The 23944-nt window shown below is 62.0% G+C and carries 19 protein-coding genes and 1 pseudogene; 4 read left to right on the top strand and 16 right to left on the bottom strand.

What is annotated here, in order from left to right; all coding sequences use genetic code 11:
• Positions 1 to 9 precede the first annotated feature (9 nt).
• Complete coding sequence (locus E6O51_RS19785) at positions 10 to 1236, bottom strand: argininosuccinate synthase-related protein (RefSeq protein WP_136386744.1); 1227 nt, start codon at positions 1234 to 1236, stop codon at positions 10 to 12.
• 142 nt (positions 1237 to 1378) lie between these two features.
• On the opposite strand from E6O51_RS19785, the gene E6O51_RS19780 reads away from it, so the two are divergent.
• Positions 1379 to 2266, top strand: a complete 888-nt coding sequence (locus E6O51_RS19780) for an IS5 family transposase (RefSeq protein ID WP_136386743.1) — start codon at positions 1379 to 1381, stop codon at positions 2264 to 2266.
• A gap of 448 nt (positions 2267 to 2714) precedes the next feature.
• Here E6O51_RS19780 and E6O51_RS19775 read toward each other — a convergent pair whose 3' ends face one another.
• The 6 genes from E6O51_RS19775 to E6O51_RS19750 are packed head-to-tail and all read right to left on the bottom strand — an operon-like array spanning position 2715 to position 8288.
• The gene (locus E6O51_RS19775) at positions 2715 to 3374 is read right to left on the bottom strand and encodes a hypothetical protein (RefSeq protein ID WP_136386742.1); all 660 of its coding nucleotides are present in this window, start codon (positions 3372 to 3374) and stop codon (positions 2715 to 2717) included.
• A 17-nt stretch (positions 3375 to 3391) separates the two neighbouring features.
• The gene (locus E6O51_RS19770) at positions 3392 to 4672 is read right to left on the bottom strand and encodes an APC family permease (protein ID WP_136386741.1); all 1281 of its coding nucleotides are present in this window, start codon (positions 4670 to 4672) and stop codon (positions 3392 to 3394) included.
• Positions 4665 to 5867 (bottom strand): AMP-binding protein, encoded by a 1203-nt coding sequence (locus E6O51_RS19765; RefSeq protein ID WP_136386740.1) that lies wholly within the window; start codon positions 5865 to 5867, stop codon positions 4665 to 4667. Before E6O51_RS19765 ends, E6O51_RS19770 begins: the two co-directional genes overlap by 8 nt.
• Positions 5868 to 5876: 9 nt before the next feature.
• Positions 5877 to 6674, bottom strand: a complete 798-nt coding sequence (locus tag E6O51_RS19760) for an SDR family NAD(P)-dependent oxidoreductase (RefSeq protein ID WP_136386739.1) — start codon at positions 6672 to 6674, stop codon at positions 5877 to 5879.
• A 3-nt stretch (positions 6675 to 6677) separates the two neighbouring features.
• Positions 6678 to 7439 (bottom strand): HalD/BesD family halogenase, encoded by a 762-nt coding sequence (locus E6O51_RS19755; protein ID WP_136386738.1) that lies wholly within the window; start codon positions 7437 to 7439, stop codon positions 6678 to 6680.
• 21 nt (positions 7440 to 7460) lie between these two features.
• Positions 7461 to 8288 carry a DUF3050 domain-containing protein gene (locus E6O51_RS19750; protein WP_136386737.1) on the bottom strand — a complete coding sequence of 276 codons (828 nt, stop codon included), beginning with the start codon at positions 8286 to 8288 and terminating at the stop codon, positions 7461 to 7463.
• A gap of 284 nt (positions 8289 to 8572) precedes the next feature.
• Between E6O51_RS19750 and E6O51_RS22350 the strand changes: the two are divergent.
• A pseudogene (locus E6O51_RS22350) lies at positions 8573 to 8752 on the top strand (transposase); the annotation flags it as partial.
• 241 nt (positions 8753 to 8993) lie between these two features.
• The gene (locus E6O51_RS19740) at positions 8994 to 9920 is read left to right on the top strand and encodes a LysR family transcriptional regulator (RefSeq protein ID WP_211091473.1); all 927 of its coding nucleotides are present in this window, start codon (positions 8994 to 8996) and stop codon (positions 9918 to 9920) included.
• Here E6O51_RS19740 and ypfJ read toward each other — a convergent pair.
• From ypfJ to scpA, 7 genes are all read right to left on the bottom strand, one after another.
• The gene (gene ypfJ, locus E6O51_RS19735) at positions 9898 to 10761 is read right to left on the bottom strand and encodes a KPN_02809 family neutral zinc metallopeptidase (protein WP_136386734.1); all 864 of its coding nucleotides are present in this window, start codon (positions 10759 to 10761) and stop codon (positions 9898 to 9900) included. The two genes, E6O51_RS19740 and ypfJ, sit on opposite strands and share 23 nt — an antisense overlap.
• A gap of 201 nt (positions 10762 to 10962) precedes the next feature.
• Positions 10963 to 12351 (bottom strand): KamA family radical SAM protein, encoded by a 1389-nt coding sequence (locus E6O51_RS19730; RefSeq protein ID WP_211091472.1) that lies wholly within the window; start codon positions 12349 to 12351, stop codon positions 10963 to 10965.
• A gap of 379 nt (positions 12352 to 12730) precedes the next feature.
• The gene (gene accC, locus E6O51_RS19725) at positions 12731 to 14734 is read right to left on the bottom strand and encodes an acetyl-CoA carboxylase biotin carboxylase subunit (protein WP_136386733.1); all 2004 of its coding nucleotides are present in this window, start codon (positions 14732 to 14734) and stop codon (positions 12731 to 12733) included.
• A gap of 21 nt (positions 14735 to 14755) precedes the next feature.
• Complete coding sequence (locus tag E6O51_RS19720) at positions 14756 to 16291, bottom strand: acyl-CoA carboxylase subunit beta (protein WP_136386732.1); 1536 nt, start codon at positions 16289 to 16291, stop codon at positions 14756 to 14758.
• Between the two features lie 67 nt (positions 16292 to 16358).
• The gene (gene meaB / locus E6O51_RS19715; RefSeq protein WP_230976863.1) at positions 16359 to 17333 is read right to left on the bottom strand and encodes a methylmalonyl Co-A mutase-associated GTPase MeaB; all 975 of its coding nucleotides are present in this window, start codon (positions 17331 to 17333) and stop codon (positions 16359 to 16361) included.
• Between the two features lie 17 nt (positions 17334 to 17350).
• The gene (locus tag E6O51_RS19710; RefSeq protein WP_136386730.1) at positions 17351 to 17677 is read right to left on the bottom strand and encodes a GIY-YIG nuclease family protein; all 327 of its coding nucleotides are present in this window, start codon (positions 17675 to 17677) and stop codon (positions 17351 to 17353) included.
• A 108-nt stretch (positions 17678 to 17785) separates the two neighbouring features.
• On the bottom strand, positions 17786 to 19948 hold the full coding sequence (gene scpA / locus E6O51_RS19705; RefSeq protein WP_136386729.1) for a methylmalonyl-CoA mutase: 2163 nt from the start codon (positions 19946 to 19948) through the stop codon (positions 17786 to 17788).
• 340 nt (positions 19949 to 20288) lie between these two features.
• On the opposite strand from scpA, the gene E6O51_RS19700 reads away from it, so the two are divergent.
• Positions 20289 to 20960 carry a GntR family transcriptional regulator gene (locus E6O51_RS19700; RefSeq protein ID WP_136386728.1) on the top strand — a complete coding sequence of 224 codons (672 nt, stop codon included), beginning with the start codon at positions 20289 to 20291 and terminating at the stop codon, positions 20958 to 20960.
• 116 nt (positions 20961 to 21076) lie between these two features.
• Here the strand turns inward: E6O51_RS19700 and E6O51_RS19695 are convergent, their stop codons facing one another.
• On the bottom strand, positions 21077 to 22387 hold the full coding sequence (locus E6O51_RS19695) for a hemolysin family protein (protein WP_168735348.1): 1311 nt from the start codon (positions 22385 to 22387) through the stop codon (positions 21077 to 21079).
• 85 nt (positions 22388 to 22472) lie between these two features.
• The gene (gene fumC, locus E6O51_RS19690; RefSeq protein WP_136386727.1) at positions 22473 to 23873 is read right to left on the bottom strand and encodes a class II fumarate hydratase; all 1401 of its coding nucleotides are present in this window, start codon (positions 23871 to 23873) and stop codon (positions 22473 to 22475) included.
• Positions 23874 to 23944: the final 71 nt, after the last annotated feature.

Below are 23944 nucleotides of genomic sequence, written 5' to 3'. Positions count from 1 at the left end.
TCTGTTCTCCTAGGTCAATATGGACACGCGGGCTTGATAACCTTCAGAACGAGCATAGTCGTGTAGACTGCGGCTGGCACGTTCAAGAGCAGCGGTCTTCTCCCATTTGTCGCGATCTCTAATATAAAGAGGAGTGAGGGCTCTTATAGAGCGCACGTCGGCAGCGCCAGCGCGTAGCCGATAAACAACTTCTCCACTGACCTCTCGTGCCGTCATCGCAATGAACGCGCTAAGCGCGCGATGAGTTGCACCGAACCAACGTCCTTCTATGGCCTCACGCACCCAAAGCCCTTCAATTCCAAGCTTTATACGCAGCAGTTCAGCGTCAATCGTCGCGGTCTCGAGATGACGGTATGCATCCATCAGAATATGTGCCGCAGGAGCCTCTCTGACTTCAAGTACTTTTTCGCCACCTTCCAAGTGCTCTAGACCACAGTATCGTCCAATTTTGAAAGCGCCGACAGCATTGTTGAGATATCCGATCAAATCGACCAAGCCCATCTTCTCGCCGGTTACTTCTACCGGACGCCCCTCACTGAATACAATAGAAATTTCTCTCTCACCTTCAGCCCTTTCAGCCGTCCAACTAAAAAGAGAATCTGGTACTTTGAAGAACTCGGGATCATCTAGGTTTCCGGACTCAAACTCCCTGCACCACAGATTTGCGTCACCACTTATCCCGCGGGCACTGAAAGAGGAAAGACCGATTCTGTTAAGAACCTCTATTTTGTCGGTACGCGAAATGGCAGTATATTCATACGGAGTCCCAAAATACCCCTTGTATCCACATTGCTCTATGGCTCCATTTAGTCTTCTCAGACTATTATGAGACTGATTTGCGGTATGCACGATCGCATCACAACACAACGCCTTGGCCAACTCCACGGCCTGTCTTGCGATTATTGGGCGCGACAAAGAAGAGCTTATTGGATAGATACCTAGGTATCGTGCGTTTGCATAAATCGCAGGCAATACAGCGTCTTCTGAAAACTCCCGTTTGGCATCAACAATATGAAGCTCGACACCAAACTGTTCAGCTATAGCAGCCATATCCTGTCGATTTGCTCCATCACCTATGTCGACGGATAGTGCTGTAACCCGACAACGGTGGCCGGCAAGCGCCTGTAGCACATAAGAACTATCCAGGCCACCGCTAAACATTGTCAGTATGTGGTCACAACGATCAGCGACTATCGCGAGATCATCCAAACTGCGGATTTTTCTACTTCCGTTCATTTGCCCTCCTAGTTTCGATATCGTCGAACTGTTGCAGTGACTTTAAAAAATTGGCGGCCAACTTCGGAGCCTCTGAAAAACCAGTGAATGGTCCAGCCACCCGCATCTCGTACCGCCGCCCCTGACCACGAACACCATGAGCATGAAGCAACTGACCTTCGCCTCCGCGGCGTACTCGGCCAAGAAGAAGACCACCAACCAGAAAACGGGGCCGAAGGGCGGCCGGCCGCCGATTGGTCTGGCAAGGATGCTGCGCGTGTGGTGTCTGCAGCAATGGTTTGCGCTGTCCGATCCGGGGATGGGAGAGGCGCTCTACGACATGGAGTCGATGCGCCGCTTTGCCGGGTTCGAGCTGGGCGAGGACGCGATCCCCGACGAGACCACGATTCTCAACTTCCGCCGATTGCTCGAGACGCACAAGCTGACCGATCGGATGTTTGCATTGGTGCGCGAGTTGCTCGAAGCGAAGGGGCTGCTGCTCAAGTCCGGCACGCGGGTCGATGCCATCCTGATCGCCGCGCCACCTTCGACCAAGAACGCTGAAGGCAAGCATGACCTGGAGATGACGCCGACCAAGAAGGGCGACATCTGGCACTTCGGCATGAAGGTTCATATCGGCGCCGACAACAAGAGCGGACTGATCCACACCGTGCGCATGAGCACGGCGAAGGTTGCCGATTGCGCCGAGGCCGAGCAGTTGCTGCACGGGCAGGAAGAGCGCGTCTTCGGTGACCGCGGTTGCGACTATCCCCGCGTTCATCAAACCATCGAACGCATCGGTGCGCTCGACGGCGCGGCGATCCGGCGCACCGCCGGTATCACGCAGAGTGAAGCCGAGGCGCTCTTCAACCGGGTCGCGGCCAAGGTTCGCAGTCGCGTCGAGCATCCCTTCCGCGTCCTCAAACGCCAGTTCGGCTACATCAAGGTGCGATACCACGGCCTGGCGAAGAACAGCAGCCAGATCATCGGGCTGTTCGCGTTGATCAATCTGTATATCGCAAGGCGGCAGTTGATGCCGCAGGGGGTGTAATCCGTCCGCCGCACGCAAATGTCGCGTGCGGCGCCGCGTCAAAGCCAAAAAATCAGGCTCTCGCGCGGTAAAAAAGGACGGATTCGCCAGTTTCATGATGAATTGAGCGCCTGGCCGCGCTTTACGCGGCGTTGTTCAGAGGTTCCTTAGCGAAGCTCTTCACTGGCCGTCACATAGCGCTCCTTCCGCTTGCGCACTACCGAAGCAGGACGGACACGCGCCGGCAGGCACGATGGTTTCTCTCCAGTCGATATGACACTGACCCCCATACAATCCAGCGGTGACAGCATGAACCGGACGACGACCGAAAGGCGCGGCGACGTGCCTCAGGCAAACCGCTTGGGCAATGCAGAGTGGATTGAAAATCCAATTCTTGCAACGAAGTCACCGTGACGATCAATCTGAACCCCTTGGTCGGCGCAGTATCCGGCGCTTTTGCGTCGACCTGTTAGGCTTCGCCGGTAGCGGGGCGGCGCATGCGAAGGTCAGCCAGGAATCGACGAAAAACCTTCGGTCCTGGGAAGAGAAGCCCCGTTTCCTTACGGTAGTTAGCCCATTCCTCACCAATGATGCGGAGCCCTCGCAAATCCTGATGATAGGTACCGACATACAGATAGATGGTTGCCGATATCGCAAGCAAGAGCGTGTCGAGCGTCATTACAGGATGCAGCCAGAAGAAGAAAATCAGGCAGGTATGGTGCGGGAAGCGGATGTAGCGCTTGATACCTTCGTTACGCAGGCGGTAGTAAACCGGCGCTTCGCGACCGAGGACTTTCATGGCGATCTGCTTGACGCCCAGCCACTGCCAGAATGAAGTTGTGAACTTGAAGCAATAGAAAAAGAAGAAAAGCGAGAGTGACAGCAGAATAACACTCGCATGGTAGGCCAAGGACCCAGGAGTGAAATAGAAGAGGTACTCGCCGGACGCTTCCCAGTACTGAAAGCCGAAGACCAGGGTAGCGACGGATATCGCACTATAAACAAAGTTCCAAGTATATTCCGGAAGAATTTTTTTGTATATCGCCACCGCCAACTTGGTTGTCAGTAGAGTGTGTTGCAATCCATAGAGCAGCACGATTGCCAAATCGACCATAATCCAATGTCCCATAATGTTGCTCCTAGATGTTAGATTTCGCGGGTTCTTGACTGGGTGAGGCCGGTTTGCTTTTGTGAGCGCAAATCCATGACTGTACCGATGAGCAGTAAACTGAAAGGGTATACGATCATCCAGCCGAATCCGTGCATCAGAAAACTCCAGCAACTGATCGCCAATAACCCGATCGCACGGTTAATGAAGCCGCTCGATAGTTTCATGAAGGCAAGGATGGCGGCTCCATAAAGCAGAATGAAGCCCTGTGTGGTCATCAGGAAGCAGAACTGCTCGCTAATACTGAAGCGCCACATGACGATGATTACGGCAATGTAGGCGATCAATGCGTAAATCAAGCTGTTGGCCGGAATACCCTTGGCGTTGGTTTTTGTAATGCGTTGCGGCAATACACCAGTGCGTGCTGCGGAATAGAAGGCGCGCGAGCAGCCAAATACCCACGAGTTGGCGTTGGCGACGAGAATCAGCACCATCACAATCAACATGGTTTTGCCGATCAATGTGTTAGGGAGCAATCCGGCGACCCCGGCCAGGCTGGCGACATCCATGCCTTTGAGGGCCGCAGCGGAAACGACGGCCGAAAATACACCATAGATAAGCGCAACAAAGAAGAAACTAAGCCAGTAAATCAGTGGAATGTTGCGTTTTGGGTTTTCAATCTCACCGAATCCGAAAGTTAGGTTTTCCCAGCCTTGGAAGGCCCAGAAAACAATGGATGCAGCCATCCAGATTCCCGGCGCGGACACGTGATCGAACGCCTCTGCCTGAATGCCGGAATACTGACTTATCGCCATCGGCAGTGACTGGACCGAGATCAGAGTAGCGGTAACCAATACCACGACGACGACCGATTTGTTCACCCAACCGAGCTTATCGACCCCCGCGACATTGATCGCTGTCGTAATAATGGCAAGGATGATGGCGCAAGGAGTTGCCCAAGAAGAAAGGTCCAATTCAAGCAGCCTAGCGATATAGCTCCCTCCTACAAGGAAGAAGGCTGGCATACCGACGACGAGGGTGCCACAGGTAACCAGCATGATGCCTTTCTTGGACCATTGTCCGAGCCCCAGACTGGCATAAAGCGACACGCCATCGGTGGATGGATAACGCTGCCCGAGGTAGGAGAACACGTAGATGAGCGTTGGCATCATCAAAATGATGACGCCCCAGCCGATCAGGGCGGTAACGGGGTCGGTCGCCTTAATAGCCAGCCCAGGGAGCCCGAAAAGCCCCGAACCGACTACCATGGAGATGGCGATGGCGACGCCGTTCAGTACCGAAATTTTCTTTTCAAGCAATTTTGAATCTCCTGATCTTTGGAAACGGAGAAAAATTCAGGAACGAGTGGGTCGCCGGGTTGATTTCGACGTGCAGCTGCCAGTCCTTGTTCAGGGCAAACGTCAAGGCTGTTTCAACTTCGTCTGCCGACAGTTGGGCGCTAGGCTCGGTTATGACGATGCAACGGAGTTGCCGTCTCGATGAGGCTACCGAACATTCAAAATGGAAGATCGGAACGGACAGGCTGTAGAGGGCCGACTCAACTGTATTTTGCTCTTGGATATCCATGCTGCCAGGGGCGGTCCGCCCTTCGAAACGGAACACGTAGTCTTCTTCCGTTCCGACGCGGCTGGCCGTGAATGTGTCACCGGTGTCGTAGCGGAGAATCGGCAACATACCTTCTCGAAGCCAAGTGACCAACAGGTTGCCGCGAATATGGTCCGGGGAAGCGGCGCCTGTACTCAGAATCTCAAAGACGAAATCTTCCGTAACGGGACGGTATGAGCAATCAGGATTGCCAATCATGATTACTGCCGTCTCGCTGGAACCATAGACGAAAGGAATCGCCATGCTTCCCGGACCGATTATGCGCTCCATGTTGCGCGCGCTTTCAGGACGGAAGCGCTCACCGGTGGCAAGAATCGTCTTGAGCGACCTCGGGAGCGCCCCGTTCCCGACGGATTTGAGTTCGTATAGGAGTTTGTACACCAGTGCTGGCGTCGACATGATGGCAGTGATGCGGTAGCGCTGAAGGACGTCATAGATCCGCCGGTATTCGCAAACGCCGGGAATCGGAAAGATACGAACATATCCGACGCCGAGGTTTTGGAGCGCTAGCGCTGCCCCTTCCACAAAAGGGCTGAGGACGGACGGGTGCAGTAGTGCGACGCGGTCGATGCCGGGCCGGACCAGTGCCTTGTAGGCGCTAATCTGGTTGATGACGTTCCAACCCAGGTCCAACTTGCTGCGGGGGGTCTGCAAGGGAATTGAGGTGGTGCCCGATGTCTCACTGAAGAGGATTGCCTCGCTGAGATATTGGTCAGCGTGGCGCTCCCCGTACAAGATCAAGTCATCTTTGTTCAGGATCGGCATGGAGGAAAGCAATTCCGGTAATGACGATCCCTTATAGACCGGCTCCTTGCCGAAGTGGATTCTGGCGTTGCGGCGGATACGCTCGACCGCAGCAGAGTGATCACGGGTAACGATGAGGTGCATGTTATGCACTCACATTGATCCGGCCAGTCCGCCGCCATCCACGACAACAGCAGCACCAGTCATGAACGAGGATGCGTTGGATGCCAGGAAGGCGATGACAGATGCGATTTCCCGTGGATTGCCGACTCGCCCGAGCGGGCGGTGACAGCCGTCGCGTATCAAGGCATAGTGCGGCAGACCGAGTTGCAAGGCTTCCGATTGCAGCATCGGGGTATCAGTGTCCCCTGGGCAAACGCAATTCACGCGGATATGGTCTTTGCCGTGATCGACCGCCATCGCCTTGGTGATCTGGACAACACCACCTTTGGCGGCACAATAAGCCACGGCATTGACACCACCTGTCAGTCCCCATCCCGAAGCGACATTGATAATGACACCGTGGCTTTGGCGCTTCATGCTAGGAATGATTGCGCGCGCACTGAGATAGACGGATTTCAGGTTGATATTGATCACCCTGTCCCACTCGTCCTCAGTCAAATCAACAACATTTGCACGTCTAATAACGCCAGCGCAGTTGATCAGGATGTCGATACGTTCATGCATTTCAAGAACGGTCTCGCTTCCCGTGGTAACAGAAGCAGCATCGACGACGTCCATTCGTACAAAACTGGCTTTTTGGCCAAGGTAGTTTATTTGGCTAACCAGCGCCGTACCGCCGATATCATCAATATCGGCGACAACGACGTGCGCACCCTGCTCCGCGAGGACTTGGCACGTCGCGCGCCCGATGCCGCCGGCCCCGCCGGTGATCAGTGCGATGCGGCCATCAAGGTCAGCATATTTGGGATCTGTTGAGGGAGTTAGCATAGGTCAGCTTGCGTACAAGAGGTAGGCGGTTTCGCCGTAATGGCGGAAACGTCGTGTGTCGAAGGCCATGTTCAATGCCTTACGGCGGCCATTGCCGATGATCGGCGTAACGCGATGAAGTGCGTTGCTTGCATTGAGAAGGTAGCAATCACCGGCGGCCAACTTGGATGATTCCGCCAGGCCAAGGCTGAATGCCAGTTCGATTGCTGTGTTGATTTTGGAAACCGGATCCAAACCGTTATTGGTGCAGAAGTTGTGCCAATCGGGTATATACTCCAGCTCGCCTCCGCCATTTTCACCGGGGGACTCGGTAATCAGAATCAGCGCATATTCGGGATCGTCGGTATGCCAGCCGTGGGTGTCGGCTTCACCGTCGAGGAAGTTGACCACCATGAATTCCTCTTCATGGCATACAGTATGAATGTGCGCGCCAATGATGGTGGAAATGGTCCGGCGGAGATCGTGATTTCCATAGAGTGCGATTAGCTGCAGTGACAAATCTGTCACACGCTTACCACCGACAACGGACATCCGTCGCTCAGTGTTGAAGCCGGGCATGACGAATTCCTTGCGGATACGCTGGCTATGTAGGTATTCAAGATTCTGGGCGACTACGTCGTAGGCGGAAGGCAACAAGAAATCCGGTAGCTTCACGAAGTCTTTGGCCTTGAGCTGACGATGCAGGTTGGCAAGGACATCCGGATCACGGTAGTGGTCGGCAATGGCAGGGGACCGTGGGAAAAGAATCGGCATGTTCAGCTCCATGAGTGTTCTCCTGCGTTCGCGTTAGACGCCTTCAGCCAGTTCTTGGTGGGGGGAGCGTTGGCTTTCGAGTGTTTCAGCAAGGGAGTCCCACAGCTTGATACGCTGCTTAATGGCAGCAATAGCCGCTTCGAGCAGAGCGACCAGACGTCCGGTGTCCCCTGCGACTTGGTCCGCGAGCATCCGCATGGCAGCGGGAGCATGTTCGTCGGCATCAAGCTGAATGTGGCGTTGCAGATAAAAGACAAAGGTCGGAGCGGCTTCTTTATCGATCTTCCAGGTACGCAGGAGGCTTTGAAACATTTCCGGAATCGCATCCTCCCGGCCAAACACGAAGCTACCGAGAACCTGTTCGACGCTGCCTTTGGTGGCGAGATTGACGGTGGAGGTGACGAATTCACGTATTGCCGCTGGCGCATTTATTAGTTTGAGTGCATCTGAGATAGGCATGTTGGCTGCTAACAGATCGGTGAAAGTCGTGATCTGAAGCGCGCAGGCTCCAACCTCTTCCATCGCTGCGATATACAATTCGTAATGGCTCAGATGACTGGAGGGTGGTGCGACGTCTGTTTCTTCACCGAGAACGATTTCGTTGATGAGCCGCGCTGTTTCAGGGTTGCGTGGCGGTGTCCAAGGCAGGTTGAGTGACGTGAACTCGATCTGGAGCCGCTTGACCAGCGACATGAAATCCCACACTGCAAAAACGTGCCATGACATAAATGTATGCAGATCGTCGATGGTGTGGAGCAAGCCGAATACACGATGATTTTTCATCTCGATGGATTTCGCTTCGATGCGTTCCATGAGAGGGGCGGCGATCGGGGTTGAAAACAAGTCGATACGTTTTGCCATTTCATTACCTCGAAGTTAGTTCCCTCTTAGGGAGCCTCTGAAAAACCAGTGAATGATCCAACCGCCCGCATGTCGTACCGCCGTCCCTGACCACGAACACCATGAGCATGAAGCAACTGACCTTCGCCTCCGCGGCGTACTCGGCCAAGAAGAAGACCACCAACCAGAAAACGGGGCCGAAGGGCGGCCGGCCGCCGATTGATCTGGCGAAGATGCTGCGCGTGTGGTGCCTGCAGCAGTGGTTTGCGCTGTCCGATCCGGGGATGGGAAAGGCGTTCTTCAACCGGGTCGCGGCCAAGGTTCGCAGTCGCATCGAGCATCCCTTCCGCGTCCTCAAACGCCAGTTCGGCTACATCAAGGTGCGATACCACGGCCTGGCGAAGAACAGCAGCCAGATCGTCGGGCTGTTCGCGTTGATCAATCTGTATATCGCAAGGCGGCAGTTGATGCCGCAGGGGGTGTAATCCGTCCGCCGCACGCAAATGTCGCGTGCGACGCCGCGTCAAAGCCAAAAAAACAGGCTCTCGCGCGGTAAAAAAGGACGGATTCGCCAGTTTCATGATGAATTGAGCGCCTGGCCGCGCTTTACGCGGCGTTGTTCAGAGGTTCCCTTCCAATGTGGATTTTCTTTACGCCATCCGGATAGTACAATCCCCTTTCAGCGCAATTCTTTTGTTCTCAGACGGAATGAATAACACTGGCAACTTGCATCTGCTGCTGCCGGACATGGCTATCTTCGCTAGAGTGGCCGAGCGGCAAAGCTTCTCCGCCGCAGCCCACGATCTCGGCATGACGCCATCGGCGGTCAGCCGACGGATTTCCCATCTCGAACAGGCGATGGGCGTCCGGCTACTGGAACGCACGACCCGCAAGCTGCGGCTCAGCGACGCAGGCGTGTCGGTGCTTGCGCACTGTCGGGCGATGATGGAGGGCGCACGAGCCGCGATCGAAGGCGCTAGCGCATATCGGCAGTCACCGCAAGGCTTGGTCCGCATGAGCGTTCCGCGCGCTTTCGGACGACGGGTCATTCATCCGCTGGTAGGGCCATTTCTCGCGGCATATCCCGAAGTCAGCGTCCAACTTGTCGTCACCGACAGGTCGGTTGATCCGTTCGACGATGCAGTGGACCTCATCGTGAGGATCACCGACACGCCACCAGATGGCCTCGCAGCGCGACCCTTGATGAAAGTCCGTCAGGTTCTGTGTGCAACGCCTACATACCTTGCGGAGCGCGGCACCCCACTCGGCCCCGAGGATCTGGCCGCACACGATTGCCTGTATCTGGGCGAACGCACGTTAGACAATCAGTGGAAGTTCCGCCGTGGCGGTAAAACCAAGGTGGTTACGGTGCGCGGACGCTACGTGACGAACCACAGTGAAATGCGTCTGGAGGGCGTGCTGAATCACCTGGGGATCGGTTGCCTGCCCCATTTCGTCGCCGCGGAAGCTATCGAGAAGGGCCGGATCGTGCCCTTGCTACCGGAATGGGAGTTCGAAGCCGCCTACAAGGGAACGGCCTATCTCCTGTATCCCCCCAACCGTTATCTGGCGCCCAAGTTCCGGGTGTTCATCGACTGGCTCGCCACCCACGCCAATGAGGCCGCCCCGCTCAGGGGTTCACCGCCACGCTGAAGGTGTCGCAGGCGCGCAGGTCGCCCTTTTCCAGTCCTATCCGGAACCAGCGCACGCGCTGCGCGGCGCTGCCGTGGGTAAAGCTGTCCGGCACGATGCGGCCCTGGGTGCTGCGCTGGATGCTGTCGTCGCCCACCGCGGAGGCGGCGCCCAGCGCTTCTTCCACGTCGCCGGACTCGATGATCTGGCGGCTGCGGTGGGCGTGGTGGGCCCACACCCCGGCGAAGCAGTCGGCCTGCAGTTCCTGGCGCACGGAAAGCCGGTTGGCTTCCCGCTCGGACACGCGCTGGCGGGCGGCGTGCACCTTCTCCGAGATCCCGAGCAGGTTCTGCACGTGGTGGCCGACTTCGTGGGCGATCACGTAGGCCTGGGCGAAATCGCCCGGGGCGCGGAAGCGGTCGCGCAGATCGTCGAAGAAGGCGAGGTCCAGGTAAACCTTCTGGTCGAGCGGACAGTAGAACGGCCCCATTTCCGCCTGCCCCACGCCGCAGCCGCTCTGCGTGGCACCGGTGAACAGCACCAGGCGCGGTTCGCGGTACTGGGCGCCGCCGGCGCGGAAGATGGCGCTCCAGGTGTCCTCCGTATCGGCCAGCACGATGGAGGCAAAGCGGGCGAGTTCGCTCTCCGCCTCGCTGCGGGGCGCGGCCGGCCCTTCCTGGACGGAGGCCGGCTGCAGAACCTGGGCGGTATTGAGCACCACACCCGGGTCGATGCCGAAATACATCGCCACCAGCGCCAGCACGATGGTACCGATGCCGATGCGCCCCTTGGCGCCCAGGTGCACGCCCCGCCCGCGGCGGTCCTCGACGTTCCGACTTTCCCTGCCCGTGTCCAGCCGCATGATGCCCCCTCACCGAGCGCTGCGCTCTTCTGACAATCTAGCTGCGAACAAGGGAGCGCACAAATGTGCCGGCGGGGCACTCCCCCCGGGGCTGATGCGTGGATGTGGGAGCGGGCTTGCCCGCGATTGCGGCGGCGGTTTCCTTCCACACCACAATCGCGGGCAAGCCCGCTCCTACCGGGAGAGCGCGGAATTACGGCGTCAGTTCGCGAGCTTGTCCTCGCGGATCGTGGCGTACTCGTCCTCCCAGAACCACTTCTCCTCGCCGAAGGCGGGGCGAAGATGGTCGAGCCAGGTGGCCTGGTCGTCGTATTTCGCGAAGAACGGGCGCTGCACCCAGTCCGGGTTGCGGCCCTGGATGAAGCGGAGGGCGATGACCTTCTCGCCCGCCACCTCGGTCACGCCCTGGATTTCCACCTTGCCGGGGCTCGCCGACATGCTGGGGCCGCGCGCGGTGCGCGCCAGTCCCGACACGCTCTGCATGGCTTCGCGGTAAATCTCCCAGGCGCGCACCAGGGGCACCTCGAAGTAGTTGCGGGCGCCGGTATCCCGCTCCACGAACATGTAGTAGGGCACGATGCCCAGTTCCACCTCCTTCTGCCACAGCCGCGCCCACACCGCCGGGTCGTCGTTGATGTGGGCGATCAGCGGGCCCTGGGCGCGGATCATGGCGCCGGTGCCGCGCACGCGGCGGATGGCGGCCTGGGCGACCTCGGTGTCGAGTTCCTTCCAGTGGTTGTAGTGCGCCATGATGGCAAGCTGCTTGCCGGATTCGACGACGGCCTCGAACAGATTGATCAGTTTGTCCGCGTCCTCGGCCGAGACGAAGCGCTGCGGCCAGAAGGTGAGCGCCTTGGTGCCGATGCGGAGCGTGCGGATGTGGTCGAACTCGGGGGCGAGCAGCGGTTCGATGTAGCTCTTCAGGTGGGCGGTCTTCATCACCATGGGGTCGCCGCCGGTGAACAGCACGTCGGTGACTTCCGGGTGGGTGCGCAGGTAATTGTGCAGCACGGCGGCCTCGGAGCTGGCGATGCGCAACTCCTTGTCGCCGACGAACTGCGCCCAGCGGAAGCAGAAGGTGCAGTAACTGTGGCAGGTCTGGCCCTGGCTGGGGAAGAACAGCACGGTCTCGCGGTACTTGTGCTGGATGCCGTCGAGGCGATGGCCTTCCTCGTCCCGCGGCATGTTCATCTCCATCTGGTCGGCCGGATGGGGGTTCAGTTCCTGGCGGATTTCGTCCACGGCGCGGGCGATCTCGTCCTTGTCCGCCCCGCCGCGCAGCAGGGCGGCGACGCGATCGTAGTGCGCCGGCGCCAGCATGCCGCGCTGGGGGAAGGTGAGCTGGAAGATGGGGTCTTCGGGCACATGCTTCCAGTCGATCAGTTCGTCGATGACGTACTGGTTCACGCGGAAGGGCAGCACCGACGACACCACCCGCATCTCGAAACGGGCTTCGGGGGAAAGGCGCGACAACTGTTCGATGCGGTCGAGGTCGCGCTGGGTATACACCTTGAACGGCGCGGATTTGGCCTGTTGGCCCACCTGGGCGATCGACCACCTGCGGTCGACGGTCTGGGCTTGAGCTCGCATGGGCTTCTCCTGTGTCTGCGTTTCCGCTGCGGACGGCGAAGCCTGCGCGGGGTCCACACGGGGTCGACACGCAGGATTCGGCGAACTGGAAACTGTCGTCTAGGGGCAGCGCAGGAAAGGTCGCAGGGGGACGCGCGCGCTACCGCCTCGCAAGGGCTGCCGAACGCTGCGGCAGCAAGGAAGTGCCCGCATCTTATTGCACAATTTATTTTTGCGCAAAGATGTTTGAGTTATATGCGCCCGGCACGTGCCGCAGCAGGCCGTGGACAAAAAAAGGCCCGCTTGCGCGGGCCCATCCCTCGACAGGTATCCGGCGGACGAGCCGCCGGATCTCCCTCCCCATCGAACGAAAACTACAGGGTGAAGAAGCGGTGCCGGATCACTCGAACTCGATGATCACGTCGTCCACCGCCAGGCTGGCGCCCGCCTTCACCACGATCTTCTTGACCTTGCCATCCTGCTCGGCGCGCAGCAGGTTTTCCATCTTCATCGCCTCGATCACGGCCAGCTTCTCGCCCGCCTTCACTTCCTGGCCCTCGACGACGGAGACTTCGCGCAGCAGGCCGGGCATGGGCGACAGCAGGAACTTGGACAGGTCGGGCGGCAGCTTCACCGGCATCAGGCCCTGCAGCTCGGCGGCGCGCTTGGACATGACCAGGAAGTCGGCCTGGGTGCCCCAGTGGAACAGGCGATAGCGCATCCTGTGACGCTCGACCTGCAGCGTGAATTCCTCGCCGTTGCAGGTGCCGTTGAAGAGCGCCTGGCCCAGTTGCCAGTCGGATTCGATGGTGTAGGTCTCGCCGTTCAGCGTCACCGCGTAGCCGCCGGCGATGGGCACGGCCGTCACCAGCAGTTGCTCGCTCTGGTTGTCGGCACCGAGGCGGATCACCACCCAGTCGTTGCCGACGATGCGCTCGTGGCCCGGCAGCTGGCCGGACACGCTGGCGGCGCGGTCGATGTAGCAGCGGTGCACGTAGGCGGCCACCGCGGCGAGCAGCGCCGGGTCGTCATGGGGCACCATGGAGGCGTCGAAGCCCTTGGGGAACTCCTCGGCGATGAAGCCGGTGTTGAAGTTGCCCGAGCAGAAGCGCGGATGCTGCATCAGCGCCGCCTGGAACGGGATGTTGGAGCTGATGCCGCGGATCACGAAGGCGTTGAGCGCGTCGCGCATGCGGGCGATGGCCTGGTCGCGGGTGACGCCGTGCACGATGAGCTTGGCGATCATCGAATCATAGAACATGGAAATCTCGCCGCCATCGTAGACGCCGGTATCCACGCGCACCTGGCCTTCCACCTCGGCCGGCGGCTGGAAGCGCACCAGGCGGCCGGTGGAGGGCAGGAAGCCGCGGAAGGGGTCTTCCGCGTTGATACGGCATTCCATCGCCCAGCCGTTGATCTTCAGGTCTTCCTGCTTGATGGAAAGCTTTTCGCCGGCGGCGACGCGGATCATCTGCTCGACCAGGTCCAGCCCGGTGATGAGTTCGGTGACCGGGTGCTCCACCTGCAGGCGGGTGTTCATTTCGAGGAAGTAGAACGACTTGTCCTTGCCGACCACGAATTCCACCGTGCCGGCGGATTCGTAATTCACCGCCTTGGCCAGTGCCACGGCCTGCTCGCCCATGGCCTTGCGGGTGGCCGGATCGATGAAGGGCGACGGCGCCTCTTCGATCACCTTCTGGTGGCGGCGCTGGATGGAGCACTCGCGCTCGTGCAGGTACACCGTGTTGCCGTGGGCGTCGCCCAGCACCTGGATTTCGATGTGGCGCGGTTCCTCGACGAACTTCTCGATGAACACGCGATCGTCGCCGAAGCTGTTGCGCGCTTCGCTCTGGCACGAGGCGAAGCCCTCGAAGGCTTCCTGGTCGTTGAAGGCGACGCGCAGGCCCTTGCCGCCGCCGCCGGCCGAGGCCTTGATCATCACCGGATAGCCGATGCCCTTGGCGATCTCGACCGCCTGCTCGGGGCCGCCGATGGCGTCGTTGTAGCCGGGGATCGTGTTGACGCCGGCTTCCTTGGCGAGCTTCTTGGATTCGATCTTGTCGCCCATCTTGGCGACGGAGTAGTGCTTCGGGCCGATGAAGACGATGCCTTCCTCTTCCAGCCGGCGCGAGAACTCCTCGTTCTCCGACAGGAAGCCGTAGCCCGGATGCACCGCCTGCGCGCCCGTTTCCTTGCACGCGGCGATGATCTTGTCCATCACCAGGTAGGATTCCTTGGAAGCTGCCGGGCCGATGCAGACGGCTTCGTCGGCCAGGTCCACGTGCAGCGCGTCCTTGTCGGCTTCCGAATGGACGGCGACGGTCTGGATGCCCATCTTGCGGGCGGTCTTGATGACGCGGCAGGCGATTTCGCCGCGGTTCGCGATGAGAATCTTGGTAAACATTGCGTTATCTCTCCCCAGCGCTCAGAGCGGAATGTTGCCGTGCTTGCGCCACGGGTTGTCGAGCTGCTTGTCGGCCAGCATCGCCAGGCTGCGGCAGATGCGCTTGCGGGTGTTGTGCGGCATGACGACGTCGTCGATGAAGCCGCGGCTCGCCGCCACGAAGGGGTTGGCGAACTTGGACTTGTACTCGGCTTCGCGCTGGGCGAGCTTTTCCGGGTCGTTCTTTTCTTCGCGGAAGATGATCTCCACCGCGCCCTTGGGCCCCATCACCGCGATCTCGGCGCTCGGCCAGGCGAGGTTCACGTCGCCGCGCAGGTGCTTGGAGCTCATGACGTCGTAGGCGCCGCCGTAGGCCTTGCGGGTGATGACCGTGACCTTGGGCACCGTGCATTCGGCGTAGGCGTAGAGCAGCTTGGCGCCGTGCTTGATGATGCCGCCGTATTCCTGCGCGGTGCCGGGCATGAAGCCGGGCACGTCCACGAAGGTGACGACCGGAATGTTGAAGGCGTCGCAGAAGCGCACGAAGCGCGCGGCCTTGATCGCACTCTTGATGTCCAGGCAGCCGGCCAGCACCAGCGGCTGGTTGGCGACGATGCCGACCGGGTGGCCGTCCATGCGCGCCAGGCCGATGATGATGTTCTTGGCGTAGTCGGGCTGCAGTTCGAAGAAGTCGCAGTCGTCCACCACCTTGACGATCAGCTCCTTCATGTCATAGGGCTTGTTCGCGTTGTCCGGCACCAGCGTGTCCAGCGAGAAGTCCTGGCGCTCGGCCGGGTCGTTGGTCGGCTGCACCGGCGGCTTTTCCCGGTTCGAGGACGGCAGGTAGTTCATGAAGCGGCGCAGCATGGTCAGCGCTTCGACGTCGTTCTCGAAGGCCAGGTCGGCCACCCCCGACTTGCTGGTGTGGGTGATGGCGCCGCCCAGCTCCTCGGCGGTGACGTCCTCGTGGGTCACGGTCTTCACGACTTCCGGACCGGTCACGAACATGTAGGACGAATCCTTCACCATGAAGATGAAGTCGGTCATCGACGGCGAATACACCGCGCCGCCGGCACACGGCCCCATGATCATCGAGATCTGCGGGATCACGCCGGACGCCATGACGTTGCGCTGGAACACGTCGGCATAGCCGCCGAGCGAGGCCACGCCTTCCTGGATGCGGGCGCCGCCCGAGTCGTTGAGGCCGATCACCGGCGCGCCGACCTTCATCGCGTGGTCCATGACCTTGCAGATCTTCTCGGCGTGGGTTTCCGACAGCGAGCCGCCGAACACGGTGAAGTCCTGCGAGAACACGAACACCAGGCGGCCGTTGATCGTGCCGTAGCCCGTCACCACGCCGTCGCCGGGCGTCTTCTCGGCCTTGTCCATGCCGAAGTCGACGCAGCGGTGCTCCTTGAACATGTCCCATTCCTCGAAGGAATCGGGGTCGAGCAAGAGCTCGATGCGCTCGCGCGCGGTGAGCTTGCCCTTGGCATGCTGGGAGCCGATCCGCTTCTGGCCGCCGCCCAGGCGGGCCGCGGCGCGCTTCTCGTCCAGTTGACGGATGATGTCGTGCATTGATGACCTCCTTACAGTTTCCGGTTGTCCGGCACGCGCCGCGCGCCGGAGGTGTTTCCTTGCATGTTCAGTTCAGGTGCTGCAGCAGCCGCAGCGCCGCGGCCGCGGGCGTGGTGTCGCCGCGCTCGACCGCCGCGGTCAGTACCGGCAGCTCGGCCCGCACCTGCGGATGGCTGCGGAAGCGGGCGCGCAGGCCCGCGTCGATCAGGTCCCACATCCAGGCCTGGGCCTGGTGGCGGCGCTTGGCGTCGAATTCTCCGCTCCGGCTCATGGCCGCGCGATAGTCGCATACCGTGGCCCAGAACTCGGCGATGCCGTTTTTCTGGAGCGCCGACAGGGTCAGCACCGGCGGCGACCAGTTGGGGCTCGCCGGGCGCAGCATGTGCAGCGCGGTCTTCAACTGCGCCTGGGCGCGGGTGGCCGCGGCCAGGTCGATGTCGGCCTTGTTCACCACCACCAGGTCGGCCAGCTCTATGATGCCCTTCTTGATGCCCTGCAGGTCGTCGCCGGCGTTGGGCAGTTGCAGCAGGCAGAAGATGTCGGTCATGTTGGAGACCGCGGTCTCGCTCTGCCCCACGCCCACGGTCTCGACGATGACCACGTCGAAGCCGGCGGCTTCGCACACCAGCAGCGTCTCCCGCGTCTTTTCCGCCACCCCGCCGAGGGAACCGGCCGACGGGCTGGGGCGGATGAAGGCCGCCGGGTTCTGGCTGAGCAGCTCCATGCGCGTCTTGTCGCCCAGGATGGAGCCGCCGGTGAGCGTGGACGAAGGGTCCACCGCCAGCACCGCCACGCGCAGCCCCTGCTCGATGAGATAGAGCCCCAGCGCCTCGATGAAGGTGGATTTGCCCACCCCCGGCACGCCGGAGATGCCCACCCGCATCGCGCCGCCGGTGTGGGGCAGCAGCGCCTCCAGCACCGCGTGGGCACGCGCCTGGTGGTCGTCGCGGCGGGATTCTATCAGCGTGATGGTCTTGGCGAGCGGGCGCAGTTGACGCGCTAGCACGCCGTCGACCAGGGCGCGGTCGGCGGATGAGAGCAAGTCCGGCGTCTCACGCATCATCCGACCTGCCCACCACCGTTCGCCCTGAGCCTGTCGAAGGGCGATTGCCGCGACTTCGCCAATTCACTCACCCTCTCCCAATTTCCCGCGATCAGCGCTTCCTTCTTCGCCCGCGACCATCCCTTGATCTGCCGTTCAAAGGCAATAGCATCCTCGCGCCCCTCGAACTCGCCTTTCCAGACAAGCGTCACGGGCTTCCGCGTGGCGATATACCCCACGGAACTGCGCTCATGCTGCAGCATGCGGTTTTCGAGGTCATCGGTCTGGCCGCAGTAGTACGAGCCGTCGCTACAGCGCAGAAGGTAGACGAAAAAGGGTTTCATGCGCCGTGCCCAAAGCGCCCTTCGACAAGCTCAGGGCGAACGGTATGGGGTACCACCACGGCATCCCTCCACACGGCGTTGCGATCAATCCCCATGCCCGCAATGGCCTCAGACCGCCTTCGCGGCGCGGATCTGCCGGAGCACTTCCCGCGCGGCCTTCGGGATCGGCGTGCCCGGACCGAAGATGCCCTTGGCACCGGCGGCGTAGAGCGCGTCGTAGTCCTGCACGGGGATCACGCCGCCGACGAAGGTGATGATGTCGTCCGCGCCCAGCTTCTTCAGTTCGTTGATGACGGCCGGCACCAGGGTCTTGTGGCCGGCGGCGAGGCTGGAGCAGCCGACCGCGTGCACGTCGTTCTCGACCGCGTGGCGGGCGGCTTCCTCCGGGGTCTGGAAGAGCGGGCCGATGTCGATGTCGAAACCCAGGTCGGCGAAGGCCGAGGCCACCACCTTGGCGCCGCGGTCGTGGCCGTCCTGGCCGAGCTTGGCGATCATCACGCGCGGGCGGCGCCCTTCCTCGGCGACGAAGCCCTCGATCTCGGCCTTCAGCGCCTTCCAGTCGGCATCGTCTTCCACCACCGCGCCATAGACGCCGGACACTGCCTGCGGGTTGGCGCGGTAGCGGCCGAAGACCTTCTCCAGCGCGTCGGAGATTTCGCCCACGGTGGCGCGCAGGCGCACGGCCTTCACCGACAGGTCCAGCAAGTTGCCCTCGCCGGTTTCGGCGGCGCGGGTCAGTGCGGCCAGCGCGGCTTCCACCGCAGCGCTGTCGCGGGTGGAACGAATGCTCTTGAGGCGGGCGATCTGCGCCTCGCGCACGGCGTGGTTGTCGATGTCGAGGATCTCGATCGGGTCTTCCTTCGCCAGCTTGTACTTGTTCACGCCGACGATCACGTCCTTGCCCGAGTCGATGCGCGCCTGCTTCTCGGCGGCGCACTCCTCCACCTTCATCTTGGCCCAGCCGGATTCCACGGCCTGGGTCATGCCGCCCATGGCCTCGATCTCCTCGATCAGCGCCCAGGCCTTGTCGGCCATGTCCTGGGTCAGCTTTTCCATCATGTAGGAGCCGGCCCAGGGGTCGACCACGTTACAGATGTGGGTCTCTTCCTGGATGATGATCTGGGTGTTGCGCGCGATGCGGGCCGAGAACTCGGTCGGCAGCGCGATCGCTTCGTCCAGCGCGTTGGTGTGCAGCGACTGGGTGCCGCCGAACACCGCCGCCATGGCCTCGATGGTGGTGCGCACGACGTTGTTGTACGGGTCCTGCTCGGTGAGCGACCAGCCGGAAGTCTGCGAGTGGGTGCGCAGCATCATCGACTTGGGGCTCTTGGGGTTGAACTGCTTCATGATCCGCCACCACAACAGACGCGCCGCGCGCATCTTGGCGATCTCCAGGTAGAAGTTCATGCCCACCGCCCAGAAGAACGACAGCCGCCCGGCGAAGGTATCCACGTCCATGCCGGAATCGATGCCGGTGCGCACGTACTCCAGGCCGTCGGCCAGCGTGAAGGCCAGCTCGATGGCCTGGTTCGCTCCCGCTTCCTGGATGTGGTAGCCCGAGATCGAGATGCTGTTGAACTTGGGCATGTGGGCCGACGTGTACTGGAAGATGTCGGCGATGATCTTCATCGACGGCGTCGGCGGGTAAATGTAGGTGTTGCGGACCATGAACTCCTTGAGGATGTCGTTCTGAATGGTCCCGGACAGCTTGTCCTGCGGCACGCCCTGCTCTTCCGCGGCGATGATGTAGCCCGCGAGAATGGGCAGCACGGCGCCGTTCATGGTCATGGAAACGGAAATCTTGTCGAGCGGGATGCCGTCGAAGAGGATCTTCATGTCTTCCACGGAATCGATCGCCACGCCGGCCTTGCCCACGTCCCCCAGCACGCGGGGATTGTCGGAGTCGTAGCCGCGGTGGGTGGCGAGGTCGAAGGCCACCGACACGCCCTGGCCGCCGGCAGCGAGCGCCTTGCGGTAGAAGGCGTTGGATTCCTCGGCGGTGGAAAAGCCCGCGTACTGGCGGATGGTCCAGGGCTTGACCGCGTACATCGTCGGCTGCGGGCCGCGCAGGAAGGGCTCGAAGCCGGGCAGCGTGTCCGCGTTCGGCAGGTCGGCGGTGTCAGCCTTCGTATACAGCGGCTTCACCGTCAGCCCTTCCGGAGTGACCCAGTTCAGCTTCCCGACTTCGCCCCCGGGCGCCTGCTTGGCGGCGGCCTTCTGCCAGGCTTCGAGATCCGGCTGCGGATAGGTGGGCTGGTTGGCGTTGGACATGACAAACCCTCTCAGACACAGACGCCGCCCACGGGCGGCGGCAAGAATATGGCGGCGGGCGCGGCCCGCATCGTTTCCCGGCCGGCGACGACGAGACCGCCCGCAGCAGATGCCGCGGGCGGCCGCCGACGCCCCGGTGCGCAGCGTAGTCCCTCTCACACACACCCGGCACCCGGAAGCGCCGAATCTCCCATGCTACGCCGCGCAGGGAAAGTTGACTTGTTGCAGTGCGCCGAATAATACTTTATCCATAATTATGAATGCAATGGGGTGGCGCCCGTCCCGTTTTGGGGCTATCTTCCGCCCTGCCCTGCATCCCGCACCGCATGCCCACACCGCCATGACCGCAACGCGCATCGCCCCGCTGGCGCTCTACCAGGAAGTCGCCGAGAGACTGCGGCAACGCATCTTCTCGCACGAACTGCCGCCCGGCACCTGGGTGGACGAACAGGCGCTGGCGGAGCAGTACGGCATCTCGCGCACGCCGCTGCGGGAGGCGCTCAAGGTGCTGGCCTCGGAAGGCCTGGTGACGCTCAAGCCGCGCCGCGGCTGCTACGTCACCGAAATCTCCGAGCGCGACCTGGACGAGATCTTCACCGTGATGGCGCTGCTGGAAGGCCAATGCGCGCGGGAAACCACGCAGCGCGCCAATGAAGCCGACATCGCCCGCCTCAAGCGCATCCACGCGGACCTGGAGCGCGCCGCCCAGACCGGCGACATCAACGGCTTCTTCGAAGCCAACCAGGCCTTCCACCACGGCCTGCAGGAAATTGCCGACAACCGCTGGCTGCTGCAGGTGATCACCGACCTGCGCAAGGTCATCAAGCTCTCGCGCCACCATTCGCTGTTCTCGGAAGGCCGGCTGGAACAGTCCCTGGCCGAGCACCGCGCCATCCTCGACGCCCTGCTCTCCCGCGACGCCGTGGGGGCGGAACTGCGCATGCGCGAACACATCGGCAGCGGGCGCACCGCGCTGGCCCGCGTCGCCGAAGCGAAGAACCGCGCCGCGTAGGGCCCCGGCAGCCAAATGCCGTTCGGGCTGAGCCCTTCGGCTGCGCTCAGGACAGGCTTGTCGAAGCCCGGCTGGAGCAATCGCCCTTCGACAAGCTCAGGGCGAACGGTATCCGTTCATTCGACGGCCAGAGGCGGCGTACCGGCGCGCGTGACCAGCACCTGGTCGATGCGGTAGCTGTCGATGTCCACCACCTCGAACTTGTAGCCCGCGTATTCCACGAAGTCCGTGCGCTTGGGCACCTTGCGCAGGCGGTACATCAGGAAGCCGGCCAGGGTCTCGTAGTTCTCGAAGCCCTCGAAGACGTCGATGTCCAGCGCCTGCATGACGTCCTCGATGGGCGTCACGCCGTCGATCAGCCAGGAGCTGTCGTCCCGGCGCACGATCAGTTCCTCCTGGAAGGGGCTCACCAGGTCGCCCATCACCGTGCTCATGACGTCCTGCAGCGTCAGCAGGCCCACCACCAGCGCGTACTCGTTGACGATGACGGCGAAGTCCTCCTTCGCATCGCGGAAGCGCTCCAGAGCCTCGAACAGGTTCAGCGTGTCCGGCAGCACCAGGATCTTGCGCACGATGGGTTCGTTGCGCAGGGACAGCTTCTTCCCATGCACGATGCGCGGCAGGATGTCCTTGGCATCCACGTAGCCCACCACCGAGTCGATGCCCTCCTTGCCGCACACGGGGTACTTGCCGTGCGGCTGCCCGGCGATCTTGGCGCGAATGCTCTCCTCCGGCTCCTCCAGGGTCAGGAAGACGATGCTCTCGCGCGCGGTCATCGCCGACGGGATGATGCGCGTATCGAGCTCGAACACGTTGGCGATCAGGTGCTGCTCCTGCTCCAGCACGCCACCGCTCTGCGCACCGGCGTCGGCCATGGCGACGATGTCGGCCGGGGTGATGTCCTCGCGGCGCACGCTGGGGATGCCGAACAGGCGGAAGATGCGGTTCGCGAGCCCGTTGAACACCCACACCAGCGGAGCGAACAGCGTCATGCAGAACTGCATCGGCCGCACCGTCGCCAGCGCCGCCCGTTCCGGCTGCACCATGCCCAGGCGCTTGGGCACCAGGTCGGAGAACAGCACGAACAGCGAGGTGACGAAGACGAAGGCGAGGACGAAGCTCGCCGTGTCCAGCCACGGCCCGTCGTAGATGCGGCCGAGCGCCGCGGCCACGTAGGGCGACAGCGCCGATTCGCCGACGATGCCGCCGAGGATGGCGATCGCGTTCTGGCCGATCTGCACCACGGTGAAGAAGATGCCCGGGCTATCCTGCAGCGCCAGCACGCGCCGGGCGTTGGCCTCGCCGGCTTCGGCGAGCTGGCGTAGCCTGACCTTGCGCGCGGCGGCGAGCGAGATTTCGGAGAGGGAGAAGAAGGCGCTGACGGCGATCAGCAGGAAGATCAGCAGCAGGTGGTTGAGCAACGACACGACGACTCCTTGCCGGCATGGGCGGACGACGCCATGGCGTCCGGCCGGCCTCCGAGTCTATCACCACGCCATGAAGGCTACGCGCTCACGCCCGGTTCGTGGTCATCTCCGCCGGCACCACCCAGCGCTCGTAGTCCTCGGCGCTGACGAAGCCGGAAGCCAGCGCCGCCTCGCGCAGGGTCAGCCCCTCCTTGTGAGCTTGCTTGGCGATGGCCGCGGCGCGGTCGTAGCCGATGTGGCGGTTGAGCGCGGTAACCAGCATCAGGTTGGCAGCGAGGTTGGCGGCGATCTTCTCCCGCACCGGCTCGATGCCGCGCGCGCAGTGGTGCTCGAAGGCCGTGCACGCATCGGCCAGCAGTTCGATGCTCTCCAGCACGTTGTGGGCCATGACCGGCTTGTACACGTTGAGCTGGAAATTGCCCTGGGTGCCGGCGAAGGCCACCGCGGCATCGTTGCCGAACACCTGCACGCACACCATGGTCAGGGCCTCGCACTGGGTGGGGTTGACCTTGCCCGGCATGATGGATGAGCCCGGTTCGTTCTCGGGGATCGCCAGTTCGCCGATGCCGCAGCGAGGGCCGCTCGCCAGCCAGCACACGTCGTTGGCCATCTTCATCAGCCCGCCCGCCAGCGTGCGCAGCGCGGCCGAAGTCTGCACCAGCGCGTCGTGGGCGGCGAGCGCGAAGAACTTGTCCGGCGCGCTGGCGAAGGGCTGGCCGGTGAGCGCGGCGATGCGCGCCGCCGCGGTGTCGCCGAAACGGGGATGGGCATTGAGCCCGGTGCCCACCGCGGTGCCGCCGATGGCCAGCTCGTGCAGCCCCGCCAGCGCGGCGCGCACCGCCGCGAGGCCGAAGTCGAACTGGCTCACCCAGGCGCCGATCTCCTGGCCCAGGGTCACCGGGGTGGCGTCCTGCAGGTGGGTGCGGCCGGTCTTGACCACGTCGGCGAAACGCGCCGCACGCTCGGCCAGGGTGTTGCGCAGCGCGCCCACGGCCGGGAACAGGCGCGCGTGCAACTGCTCGACGACGGCGATGTGCATCGCCGTGGGAAAGGTATCGTTGGAGGACTGCCCCCGGTTCACGTGGTCGTTGGGATGCACCGGCGCCTTGCTGCCCGGCACACCGCCGGCCAGTTCGATGGCCCGGTTGGCGATGACCTCGTTGGCGTTCATGTTGGACTGGGTGCCCGAGCCGGTCTGGAACACCACCAGCGGGAAGTGTTCGTCCAGCCGGCCTTCGATGACCTCGTCGGCGGCGCGCACGATCAGCGCGGCGAGTTCCCCCGGCAGCTCGCCCAGTTCGGCGTTGGCCTCCGCCGCGGCGCGCTTCAACACGCCCAGCGCGCGGATCATCGGGCGCTGCCAGCGGAAGCGCGCCGTGCCGATGGGGAAATGCTCGATGGAGCGCTGGGTCTGCGCGCCCCAGTAACGGTCGGCCGGCACCTGGATGGCGCCCATGGAATCGGTTTCGGTACGTGTGGCGGTCATGGCGGTCTCCGCGGCATCGGGTGTTCGTTGGAGCATTGTGCCGGCAATTCTATCCGCCAAAAAAAACCCCG

Source organism: Pseudothauera rhizosphaerae, assembly GCF_004801305.1.
In the GTDB taxonomy this organism is placed as follows: domain Bacteria; phylum Pseudomonadota; class Gammaproteobacteria; order Burkholderiales; family Rhodocyclaceae; genus Pseudothauera; species Pseudothauera rhizosphaerae.
The sequence above is the reverse complement of the archived record's forward strand: the minus strand, read 5'-3'. Positions and strand labels throughout refer to the sequence as shown.

What these genes read in the sequence shown, in the direction of transcription:
- ypfJ (WP_136386734.1), bottom strand. Translation starts at nt 10,761, where the DNA reads ATGCGGCTGGACACGGGCAGGGAAAGTCGGAACGTCGAGGACCGCCGC.
- E6O51_RS19765 (WP_136386740.1), bottom strand. Translation starts at nt 5,867, where the DNA reads ATGCACCTCATCGTTACCCGTGATCACTCTGCTGCGGTCGAGCGTATC.
- E6O51_RS19750 (WP_136386737.1), bottom strand. Translation starts at nt 8,288, where the DNA reads ATGGCAAAACGTATCGACTTGTTTTCAACCCCGATCGCCGCCCCTCTC.
- E6O51_RS19775 (WP_136386742.1), bottom strand. Translation starts at nt 3,374, where the DNA reads ATGGGACATTGGATTATGGTCGATTTGGCAATCGTGCTGCTCTATGGA.
- E6O51_RS19780 (WP_136386743.1), top strand. Translation starts at nt 1,379, where the DNA reads ATGAAGCAACTGACCTTCGCCTCCGCGGCGTACTCGGCCAAGAAGAAG.
- E6O51_RS19710 (WP_136386730.1), bottom strand. Translation starts at nt 17,677, where the DNA reads ATGAAACCCTTTTTCGTCTACCTTCTGCGCTGTAGCGACGGCTCGTAC.
- E6O51_RS19720 (WP_136386732.1), bottom strand. Translation starts at nt 16,291, where the DNA reads ATGCACGACATCATCCGTCAACTGGACGAGAAGCGCGCCGCGGCCCGC.
- scpA (WP_136386729.1), bottom strand. Translation starts at nt 19,948, where the DNA reads ATGTCCAACGCCAACCAGCCCACCTATCCGCAGCCGGATCTCGAAGCC.
- E6O51_RS19785 (WP_136386744.1), bottom strand. Translation starts at nt 1,236, where the DNA reads ATGAACGGAAGTAGAAAAATCCGCAGTTTGGATGATCTCGCGATAGTC.
- fumC (WP_136386727.1), bottom strand. Translation starts at nt 23,873, where the DNA reads ATGACCGCCACACGTACCGAAACCGATTCCATGGGCGCCATCCAGGTG.
- accC (WP_136386733.1), bottom strand. Translation starts at nt 14,734, where the DNA reads ATGTTTACCAAGATTCTCATCGCGAACCGCGGCGAAATCGCCTGCCGC.
- E6O51_RS19700 (WP_136386728.1), top strand. Translation starts at nt 20,289, where the DNA reads ATGACCGCAACGCGCATCGCCCCGCTGGCGCTCTACCAGGAAGTCGCC.
- E6O51_RS19755 (WP_136386738.1), bottom strand. Translation starts at nt 7,439, where the DNA reads ATGGAGCTGAACATGCCGATTCTTTTCCCACGGTCCCCTGCCATTGCC.
- E6O51_RS19760 (WP_136386739.1), bottom strand. Translation starts at nt 6,674, where the DNA reads ATGCTAACTCCCTCAACAGATCCCAAATATGCTGACCTTGATGGCCGC.
- E6O51_RS19730 (WP_211091472.1), bottom strand. Translation starts at nt 12,351, where the DNA reads ATGCGAGCTCAAGCCCAGACCGTCGACCGCAGGTGGTCGATCGCCCAG.